Source organism: Lentzea sp. NPDC055074 (assembly GCF_053608005.1).
The window spans coordinates 561,364-563,351 of the sequence record NZ_JBSGUQ010000001.1 but is presented as its reverse complement, the minus strand read 5'-3'; the positions used below and the strand labels follow the sequence as shown (position 1 = coordinate 563,351).

1 protein-coding gene is annotated in these 1,988 nt (G+C 70.0%); it reads right to left on the bottom strand.

The window, feature by feature from the left end:
- Nucleotides 1–69: 69 nt before the first annotated feature.
- Entirely contained in the window at nucleotides 70–1,986 is a 1,917-nt protein-coding gene (locus tag ACWF7A_RS02790) for a hypothetical protein (RefSeq protein ID WP_452248668.1), read from the bottom strand.
- Nucleotides 1,987–1,988 lie beyond the last annotated feature (2 nt).

Below are 1,988 nucleotides of genomic sequence, written 5' to 3'. Positions count from 1 at the left end.
GAGCGGCGATTCTCCAAGAACTGCGTCAGAACGAGGCGGGATCGCGGGATCCCGGCTGTTGGCTGGGACTTACTCTGTCGGCCGTGCGGACCGCTCGTGCGAGATGGTCGGCCTCAGGGGCTGGGCCTCGGCACCGCCGGCGGCCTCGTAACCCATGGGCTGCACCGGCTCGCCCGCCATGAGCGGGTTGACGCTCTCGTAGAACGCGGGCTCGGCCTCGACGCGCGAGTACTGCGACGGCTCGAGAGCGTCGTACGCGTGCGACATCTGCGTGCGCGCGAGCGGCTCGTAACCACCCGAAGCCTGCAACGGCTCCGACGGCGTCTCCGGGCTGATGTACATCTCACGCGCCTGCATCGGCTGTGCGACCTCATGGCCCCCTGCGCCCGCCGTCATGCTGACGCCCGACGTCATGGTCGAGTCCGACGACGACGAGAACGCCATGGGCGCCTGGACGGCTTCGGCCCGCTGGAACGCCATGGGCGCCTGCACGGCTTCGGCCCGCTGGAACGCCATGGGCGCCTGCACGGCCTCCGCCCGCTGCATCGGCTGCACCGGGGCGTCCATCTGCGCGCGCTGCAACGGCTGCATCGGCTCGGCCGCCACCATCGCGGTCCGCTGCATCGGCTGCAACGGCTCGGTGGCGTGCATTGCGGCGGTACGGGCTTGCAACGGCTCGGTGGCGTGCATTGCGGCGGTACGGGCTTGCAACGGCTCGGTGGCGTGCATTGCGGCCGTACGGGCCTGCAACGGCTCGGTGGCGTGCATCGCGGCCGTACGGGCCTGCAACGGCTCGCCCGCGTCCATCGCCCGCAGAGCGTGCGTCGGCTGCAGCGGCTCGCTCGCCGTCCGCCTCAGGGCCTGCATCGGCTCGGCCGAGGCCGTCGCCCGGAGCGGGGCGTTCGGGAGCGTCGCCTGGGCGTACCCGTCCGGCTGGACGGTGCCGATGCGGGCGCTCGCGAGGGTCGCCTGCGCGGTGCCCTCCGCCTGGACCATGCCGACACGGGCGTTCGCGAGCGTGGCGCTCGCGGTGCCGGTCGTGTCCGCGGCGGTCTTGCCGTCGGTGGCACCGGGCGGCGTGTTGCCGCCGCCACCGCCGCCCCTGCTCTCCATCGCCTCGTCGATCTTCTTGTTGACGCCGTCCTGCGCCTTGTAGCCCTCGTAGGTGATCTCGGCGACGTCGGCGGAGTTCTCGAACCGCTCCCAGCCCTTGCTGACCTTCTTCATGATGTCGTCGAGGTCGCCGATGCGCTTCATCTGACGGCCGAGGGCCGCGACGACGCGGGCGACGCGGGACGCGATGTTCACGCCCAGTGCGACGGCCTTGCCGACCGCGAAGCCCGCGAAGATCGGGATCGAGGCGCCGAACGTCGGGATCATCATGGCGGCGGCGATGAGCGCGCCACCGATCAGCGAACCGATCAGCTGGGCGATCAGGTCGCGGACGATGTCGCGCAGGACCGTGACGAGCATGCCCATGATCGCGACGATCTTGGCCTTGGACTCGACCGCGTTGGCGAGGTCCTCGAGCTCGTGGGTCATGTTGTCCATCGACGCCTTGTAGCGCTCGGACGCCTCGCCCGTCCAGCCGTCGAACGTCGCGAGGCCGCTCTTGTGGTCCTCGGCCAGCACCCGCAGCTCGGCCGCGCGTGCCTTGTTCGCCTCGACGTTGGCCTGGATCTCCTCCGGGTTGCCCATCAACTGGTTCAGGGCGTCGCGCAGGAACGACACGTGCTCGATCAGCCAGCCGACGCCGGCGCCGATGATGCTGCCGAGCGGGTCGATCGCCAGCATCACCGTGGCCGAGGCGGCACCGATGGCGTTGAACGTGATGTCCAAGGCCTTCTCGGTCTCGGACTCGGCGTCCTTGCTGATGCCGTCGATCAAGCTGCCGTAGGCCTCGATGAACAGCGAGCCCTTGAGCTTGTTCTCCTCGGTGATGTGCATCCCGGGAGGTGACGGGAGGGGAGTTTCAGGCGCGGTCATCG

Excerpts from the sequence above, each read along its gene's own strand:
- ACWF7A_RS02790 (WP_452248668.1), bottom strand. The coding sequence starts at position 1,986 with ATGACCGCGCCTGAAACTCCCCTCCCGTCACCTCCCGGGATGCACATC.